The following is an 8,441-nucleotide window of genomic DNA, read 5'->3' as shown; positions in this document are numbered from 1 at the left end:
CTAATTTTTGCTCAAGCTTTTTAAGAAAAAGCTTGCATGCTAACAAGGTTAAAGTACACAAATATAGCTACACATATAAATACTCATACTATTGCCTGATAAGCTTTCAGGCCTACATCGCTTAACTTAGAAGCTTTAATACTTTAAATTGCCTATCGTTCTTTCTCAAGCTAAAACAAATTGTAAATCTCAGGAAATCAGTTTTTTTCCGGAATTTTCCTGTCCAACAATTAGTTTAGCTGCATTTCGCTTTATCAGCCCTGTAGCATTGAGCTGCGGCAAAACAACTACTTCTTCCGCACTGACCGTATAATTCCTACCGTCTGCGCCTGTGAAGGTGGGCAGATCCTTCAGTATTCGAACAACAACGTATCCCTCATTTATATTATTTTTGTCTGGGACTGCTCCTGTTTCCCCTCTGGCTGCAATAATAGGAATCCCCATTTTTGCTTCCGTTTCACCCTTGAAACTGGCAGAGACTTGTCTTTCCACAATTTCAGGCCAGACTGCAATATTCTCGGAGTCCGGGTACAGAATAGGACCTAAAAGTTCGGTTTTTGCGGCCTTAATTCCCTGCAGTACAAGGTCATAAAGCCTTTTTTCCGCAGGAAGTAACTTTTCTATATCTTTTGAAATAGGCTTATCTGCATGAGACTGGATTGTTGCTCTGGTAATAACCTTTCCGATCCTTTTCATGAAGATAGTCTCAAGATCAGATAGTGCTCTTTCATGCTCGTCATGAAGCATCTTGGACTCTGGAGAACGGGAATTGCTGAGTTTTCCTATCTCCTCTTCGAGTTGCCGGACATATTTCTCAGCTTCCAGGTAAAAATCAGCCGGAATTGTTTTTAATGTCTGGTTCTTTTCCTTATACAGAACTTGGCTGATTTCTTCGATGTCCATACTCCGCAACACCTCTACAAATTAAATACACTGCCGCATACTCAGGAACTTCCTGTATGCCCTCTTCTACTCCTAAATCCTTATCCTTCAATTGCACTGAAAAAGGCTTCGAAACTGTTACCTTTACCGGTCTTTCACCAAAGACAACGGCATCGTTAAGTGGGTTAAACTTCTCTAATTCAGATAAAGCAAGTTTCTTAACTAGCATCCCTGACCCACCGTGCAATGAGCCCGGCACCCGGATCAAACGTTTGATGTCCGCAGTCACGGGTTCATCAACACTGGCCCCGAATCTGTGCAGGAAATCTTCAACAGATTCTTTCATAAAATTGGCAGCAATATCCTTAAAGTTTCTGACATCAAAGTCGAGCCTTCCTTTCTCCAGGATATCCTTTAAACCATTTTCGCTATTTGTAAGATTGATCAGTTTTTTTATTGTAGTATCCCCAACTTTCTCGTACCTGCGAAGCTCTGGAAACATATCTTTTTTGTATCTTTTCCCGCATTCGGCTTTCATATAATCCGTAAGATAAAGAGCAATTCTTCTTCCCCAGCCGGAATCATATCCCACAAGCGTACATTTTACAGGCACGCTTTTCATCCCCTTAAATGTCTTTGAGCCGGTGCCAAATTCCCCATCCATAGCAACATCTCTAAAAAAATATTTGAAATCAAGATCTCTTCCGCTGAGATAATTTACAATTTCCCTTCTTTCAGCACTTCCAAGCTTCAGGACTTTTGGGCTTCTGACATGGAAATGATATCCTCTCCCTCCGGAGAATACCAGCTCAATATCCTGCTCCGAAAACCCGAAATCGTCTAGAAGAAAATCCATGAGCTTAAAAGTTTCCTTCTTTACAAGCTCCAGCATATCCGCATAGTTTCTCGGGGCATCTGGCAGGTGGTCTGCATCAAGATCAAAAATCAACTCTGCCCCTAGCCAGTTCTTCTCATTCATTTTACGCGCATCAGGATATTCGTAGTAAGCAGTCGAATTGTAAACATGCGCAGGGGCCATGCCGTAAAGATAGTCAAGAGCTTCTCCGGGCGAGCCGAAGGCTTTGTGCCTGTGCATCATCTTGTCAGGCATGTCATCATAGAAAATGAAAGCCCATTCTCTGTTAGGTAGGTGGTCAGGAAGACCTATTTCGGCATTTTTGTAATAATTCTGAAAGCGAGTTTTCAAAAAACGGGCGGTTCTACTGTCCATAGTTTCAGGGCTTCTGGGGTTTTGGGTCTTAATTTGGGTTCTGATCAGGGGTATTGTTTAAAGATTCTGGTATGGGGTTTTGATTCGGAGTATTGTTTAAAGATTCTGATATGGGTACGGTTTAGGGATTCTGATCAAAGGTTTTGATTAAGTTTTTGATTTGGGATTTCGGTTGGTTTTCCCTAAGATAAATCAATCTCATATTTTACTTTTGCTTATATTATTTTCTCTAAAATAATTTCACAGTTAATTCGGCTTTGAGAACTCTTTTTACTATAATGTAACATCTGGCATTCTTTAATCAAGGTATTTGTAGCATTAAGGTTTCATTTTTAGCAGGAACAACAATAAATGGTATAGAATTATAAAACCTAATAATTAGAAACTGGAATTCAAAGCTGAAAAATAATACTTGACAATATAAATTGACAAATTGACAAGTTAATGAAAGATTTGGAGTATGGGTCTTATGGGGATTAAGAGTTACATTAATACAGTTAGATACTATCTAAAAAAAGAAGAAATTGAAGAGTTGCCTATCTTCTCACAAGCTGGTAATCTGGATGATTCTAGAATTTTTACCAGTCCTTTTACAGGTATGCAATTTGTACTGATTCCTGCAGGCAAATTCGAGATGGGGTCACCCTTTGAAGTAAAAGGCCGATCCGATTCTGAATCTCCGGTCCATAAAGTGACAATTCAAAACTCTTTTTACCTGGGCAGATCAGCTGTCACGCAAAAACAGTGGGAAAAAATAATGAAAAATAATCCTTCACACTTCAAGGGCGAAGATCGACCTGTTGAGATGGTTTCCTGGGAAGATGCTCAGAAATTTGCCACAAAGCTGAATGATAAGGAAGGAACGGACAAATACCGCTTACCCTCAGAAGCCGAATGGGAGTATGCCTGCCGGGCTGGCACACAAACAAGGTGTTTCTTTGGTGAGGATGAGTCAAAACTCAACGAATACGCCTGGCATGCTGGAAACTCGGGCGCTAAAACTCATGCAGTTGGCCGCAAGAAACCAAATCCCTGGGGACTTTATGACATACATGGAAATGTCTGGGAATGGGTGCAGGATGAGTGGCATGATAATTACAATGGTGCTCCTTCAGATGGGAGTGTATGGGAAGAAGGAAATGGTGTCTATCGGGTTTCTCGTGGGTGTAGCTGGCTCTGTGATACGGGATTCTGCCGTTCGGCTGGCCGTTTCAAACGCGAGCCTGAAAGTTGTTTTGCTAACCTTGGATTTCGACTGTTGAAAGAATTGTAAGTCTTATAATTTGATTTTTCATAATATTTTTTTCTTTATTTGAAGATTTTTAGGCATGTAAATGATTGATCGATAAATTTTGAAAATCAGGTTATCACTGTATTTTAGACTGTACTCACCTTAAAGAAAATACTAAATTAACTCAAACAAAAAATAAAAACTTTTTTGAATTTTTCCTAAAAATAATATTTGCTATTATTGGATCTGGGATTGTACTTAGTGGAAATATCATTAATATCGCAACATGCAATACTACTGAAACAAACTATCTGGATACGACAAATGTTGATTCTGATACTGAAAACATAATAATCTATGAGAATACAGTAACTGTTGATGCTGAAGATGAAGATGTAGAGAATGGTGATAGTGCAGTAATTGTTGATTCTGATACTAAAGATGAGTATCTGGATAATTCTTGTATGGATGAAGACAATTCTAACTTAGGTAATTCTAACTTAGGTAATTCTAACTTAGGTAATTCTAACTTAGGTAATTCTGACCTAGATTATTCTTATCCAGACGAAGACAATTCTCTAGGTGACTCTTATCTGGATGAAGATTATTCTAACCTAGATTGTTCTTATCCGGACGAAAATAAGTATCCAGATGAAGAAATATAAAAAACGGTGAGGATAAAGGAACTATTGATGTTGAAGAGATAAAAAGTGGATTCTGAATACTTCGTTTCTGAAGAGAGTACCGAACCATATTAACCTCGACTCGAAAAGAACTGCACAGGAAATACTTATACGAAAAGCCTCTATTATATCCACTTCATGAAGCAGGATATGTCAAGTGCCGACGTTGCTGCAGTTGTTGCCGAGCTGTCAGCAGGGCCGAAGTCCATTATTGATGCGAAAATCGGGAAGATCTATCAGCCTACGAATGAGGAGATTCGCATCAATCTTTACGTTTTTCACCAGGGCAGGGACAACCTGGTTATTGAGGCTGGGAAGCGCATTCATTTAAGTAAATACCTCAGGGCAAGCCCGACACTTCCACAGGCTTTTCCAATGCTGCTTAGAAAATACCTGATGGGAGGCAGGATCACATCTGTAGAGCAGCACGATTTTGACAGGATTGTAAAGATCGGGATAGAGAGAGGGGGAGTACAGAGTACTCTTATTGTGGAGCTTTTCGCTCCAGGGAACGTACTTATTGTCGATTCTGAAAACAGGATTATCCTGCCTATGAATCCTGTAACCATGAAGGATAGGCGGCTCCGGAGTGGGGAAATTTATGAACTGCCTGAGGCACAGATAAGTCCTCTGAAGGTTAAGGTTCCAGACCTTATGGAGGCTTTTTCTAAATCTACGGCTGATATTGTCCGGACGGTTGCCACAAGGTTCAATCTGGGAGGAGTCCTAGCAGAAGAAGTCTGTGCCAGGGCAGGAATTGACAAATCAAAGCCTTCAAAGGAAGCAACTGAAGAGGATGCCTTCAAACTCTGCAATGCGATGCACGATCTCTTCTCTCCACTGTCCAAGATCGAAGCCGGAGATAAAGGCTCTGCCGAAGCCGAACTTAAATCCGAATCCGGGGTTGAAGGCGAAGCTCCTAAACTCAGGCCCCAGCATGTGAAAAAGGAAATTAACGGAAAGCTGGAAACTTTCGATGTGCTTCCTTTTGACCTTCTTCGCTATTCCGAATTTGAAAAAGAGTATTTCGATTCATTTAATACGGCACTTGATGAATTCTTTGGAAAAAAGGCGCTTGAGCAGGTCAAAGAAGTAAAAGAAGCTCAGAAAAAGGAGAAAACCCTTGGCGTTTATGAACGGCGGCTTCTTCAGCAGGAAGAGAGCCTTGCAAAGTTCGAAAAAGAAATAGAGAAAAATAATATCCTTGCCGAGACAATCTACGCAAACTACCAGGCTATTGAAGAGCTTCTTTCCGTGCTCAACGGTGCAAGGGCAAAAGGCTATTCCTGGGACGAGATCCGCTCCATTCTGAAACAGGCTAAAAAGGCCGTACCTGCTGCGCAAAAGATCACAAATATCGATCCAAGGACCGGGACTATAACTGTGAACCTTGATGGGAAGAGTATTAGTCTTGACATCCGAAAGACAGTACCGCAGAATGCTCAGGAATACTATGAAAAAGTAAAGAAATTTAATAAGAAGCAGGACGGAGCTCTCAAAGCTATCGAAGACACCAAAAAGGCTATGGAGAAAAAGGCCGTTGCAAAGGCTGCAAAGGCAGGGGGGAAGCTTAAGGCATCCAGGAAAAAACACTGGTATGACAGGTTCAGGTGGTTCGTGTCCTCGGATGGCTTCTTTATTGTAGGAGGCAGGGATGCAGACACCAATGAGGAGATCTTTAAGAAATATCTCGAAAAGAGAGATCTTGTCTTCCATACCCAGACTCCGGGAGCTCCTCTAACAGTTATCAAGACTGGCGGAAAAGAGGTTCCCGAGTCTACTCTGCAGGAAGCGGCACAGTTTGCGGTTTCTTATTCCAGTCTCTGGAAAGCCGGACATTTCAGTGGCGACTGCTACTGGATCAAAGCTGAGCAGGTCACAAAAACCCCTGAATCAGGAGAGTATGTGAAAAAAGGGGCTTTTATCATCCGCGGGGAGCGCAATTACTTTAAGGATGTCCCTCTTGGAGTTGCAGTCGGGCTTGAACTCAAAGGTGAAACGAGAGTGATAGGTGGGCCTGCTTCCGCTGTCCGAAAACATGGAGATTATATCCTCGAAATCGTCCCTGGGGCTTTTAACCAGAATGATATTTCAAAAAAGATCTACAGGATTTATGCCGATGAACTCAATGATCCTCGTTTCGTAAAACAGATTGCTTCTCCTGATCAGATAGCCATGATGGTCCCGCCCGGAGAATCGAACTTAAAGAGCCAGAAACCGGAACGGAAGGGAGAAAGTATCAAGGACGAAGGCAAAGAAGACGGAACCTTAGAAATTGATAACGAATCTGAAGACAATGGAGAGAAGATTAAAGAAGGATTTGGAGAAGGATTCGGAGAGGAAATTGAAATTCACGGAGTGAAAAAGGCATGAGAGTTACAAATCGCTCCCTTAGGGGAAGGGAGGGGGAGATTGCAGTAACAGCCGAAACCTTAGATGATCTCTGGCACCTCAAATACATAATCGAAAAAGGGGACTTGGTTTTTGCTGTTACCAAACGGAAAGCCGATTCGGCAAGTGACAAAATCCGTCCTGAAAAAGTTGAAAAAGTTAAGGTCAGGCTTGGAATCAGAGTTGAGGAGCTTGAATTCCACAAATTTGCGAACCGGCTGCGGATACACGGGACGATAGAGTATGGGATGGATGTGGGCTCTTACCATACTCTCAATGTCGAGATCGGAACCAATCTTTCCATTATCAAGGAACACTGGAAGAATGACCAGCTCCAGCGGATCCAGGATGCTGAAGAAGCTTCAAAGCGCCCGAAAGTTGTTATGGTCGCAATAGAAGAGGGCGATGCCGATATTGGTTTTGTGCATCACTACGGAATAGAGATCTATTCTCATATCCGGCAGTCCTCTGGAAAGCGAGAGACTGGCTTGAGGAATGAGTTTTTCAAAGAAGTTGTAGAACAGCTCAGGCATGCCGTTCCTGAGGAAGCGTCTATAGTTATTGCTGGGCCTGGATTTACCAAAGAAGATTTCATTAAATATTTCCAGGAAATCGAGCCAGCTATGGCTTCAAAAGCCCTGATAGAAGATACTTCTATGATAGGAATGTCCGGCTTTCAGGAGGTTCTGCGCAGAGGTGCAGTTGATCGAATAATGCAGGAATCCCGTATAGCCCGCGAATCAGCCCTGATGGAAGACCTTATCCGTGAAATCTCAATGGACGGCAAAGCGGCTTATGGTTTTGCAGATGTTAAGAATGCCCTTAGTTACGGGGCTGTCGAAACCCTGCTTATTGCTGATGAAACCCTGCGAGAAGGGCGGGAAAAAGGGGAAGATATCGATAAACTCCTTATGGAAGTAGAACAAGCACAGGGGAAGGTCGTTGTTTTCAGTACAGCCTTTGAGCCAGGAGAAAAGCTTCATAAATTGGGAGGAATCGCAGCCCTGCTTCGTTTCAAGGTGAAAGGCTGACTTTCGGTCAAGCCTTTTCTTAAAAGGGTTGCAGCTCTGCTCCGTTTCAAGGTCAAGGACTGATTCGATCTGAGTTTGCATTTCCCAGTTTCCAACTTTTTAATCTTTTTCTTCAAATTCAGGCTCCTTTATCCGTTTATTACTCTCAGAGTTCGGTGGGTCATGAATACCCTGACCTCCAGAGGGCATCCTATAAATGTTCTCAGTAATATCTAAATTCCTTATTTTTCGATTTAAAAGCTTTTAATTCCTTTCTTTGTACGTTTTTGTCATTTATTGAGTCGTCTGACAGCCAAGTTAGGATGTGCGTGGCCGCACACAATTTTATCCTTTATCTTTTATATTATTTTTGTTATTTACTTTGCCTTTCGTCCTAATTAGTAAAATTTATTAACTAATTACAATTATTTGTTGTTACTTTAAATCTAATTTATAATACTATTTATTAATATAATCTTACTTATTATCTTTAAATATATGATAACAAATGAAAAAGGGTGATGATCAACTATGAAATCCTGCATTCAAAAAACTTTGTTTTCCCTGCTTGCTTCGCTTATGGTCTGTTTGATGCTTGCTCCGTTGGGTTTTGCAGCTCCATCTACAGTTATCTCTGGTTTTCCATTCGACACTAACGAAACCTCATCTGACGGATTCTGCTGGAATGCTACCACTTTTGGCGGCTTTAACTATCCTGTAAACAAACACAAGGATTTTGTATCTTCTGAAAACTGGTTGGGTGAACGCCTTCAGTATGTCGAAAAAGACGGGCAGTCTGAACTTGGTAAAGGCAGTCCCGGAAACCATGTAATAGGTGAAGAAGAACTTGTGTATACTACCCGTCCGTCCTCTTCAAAATATGAACTTGTTTCCGACCTTGAACTGAACGCCAACACAACTCCTGAGAAGCTTGGTGGAATGTTCTACTATAAGCTTCCTTGGTTTGGAAAACCATATGTTACCGTTGGAAACGATTCCACCCGGCTTGCAAA

The 8,441-nt window shown here is 41.6% G+C and carries 7 protein-coding genes; 5 read left to right on the top strand and 2 right to left on the bottom strand.

From position 1 onward, the window contains the following. Window positions 1-189: 189 nt before the first annotated feature. Window positions 190-903, bottom strand: coding sequence for a DNA replication complex GINS family protein (locus BP549_RS15460; protein ID WP_292382098.1), 714 nt, complete (start codon window positions 901-903; stop codon window positions 190-192). Beyond that, window positions 869-2,113, bottom strand: a complete 1,245-nt coding sequence (gene priS / locus BP549_RS15455) for a DNA primase catalytic subunit PriS (RefSeq protein ID WP_292382097.1) — start codon at window positions 2,111-2,113, stop codon at window positions 869-871. Before priS ends, BP549_RS15460 begins: the two co-directional genes overlap by 35 nt. Before the next feature lie 469 nt (window positions 2,114-2,582). Here priS and BP549_RS15450 point away from each other — a divergent pair, with 469 nt between their 5' ends. From BP549_RS15450 to BP549_RS15430, 5 genes are all read left to right on the top strand, one after another. Further along, window positions 2,583-3,386, top strand: coding sequence for a formylglycine-generating enzyme family protein (locus tag BP549_RS15450; RefSeq protein ID WP_349682410.1), 804 nt, complete (start codon window positions 2,583-2,585; stop codon window positions 3,384-3,386). Between the two features lie 422 nt (window positions 3,387-3,808). Further along, window positions 3,809-4,009 carry a hypothetical protein gene (locus tag BP549_RS15445; RefSeq protein ID WP_292382094.1) on the top strand — a complete coding sequence of 67 codons (201 nt, stop codon included), beginning with the start codon at window positions 3,809-3,811 and terminating at the stop codon, window positions 4,007-4,009. A 156-nt stretch (window positions 4,010-4,165) separates the two neighbouring features. Next, the gene (gene rqcH / locus BP549_RS15440) at window positions 4,166-6,400 is read left to right on the top strand and encodes a ribosome rescue protein RqcH (RefSeq protein WP_292382092.1); all 2,235 of its coding nucleotides are present in this window, start codon (window positions 4,166-4,168) and stop codon (window positions 6,398-6,400) included. After that, window positions 6,397-7,449, top strand: a complete 1,053-nt coding sequence (locus BP549_RS15435; protein WP_292371947.1) for an mRNA surveillance protein pelota — start codon at window positions 6,397-6,399, stop codon at window positions 7,447-7,449. Before rqcH ends, BP549_RS15435 begins: the two co-directional genes overlap by 4 nt. Before the next feature lie 510 nt (window positions 7,450-7,959). Further along, window positions 7,960-8,441: S-layer protein domain-containing protein (locus BP549_RS15430; RefSeq protein ID WP_292382090.1), on the top strand; the 482-nt coding region annotated here is incomplete at its 3' end.

Source organism: Methanosarcina sp. UBA289 (genome assembly GCA_002496565.1).
Lineage (GTDB): Archaea > Halobacteriota > Methanosarcinia > Methanosarcinales > Methanosarcinaceae > Methanosarcina.
Note: the sequence above shows the minus strand (reverse complement) of the source record. Positions and strands in the feature narration are given on the sequence as shown.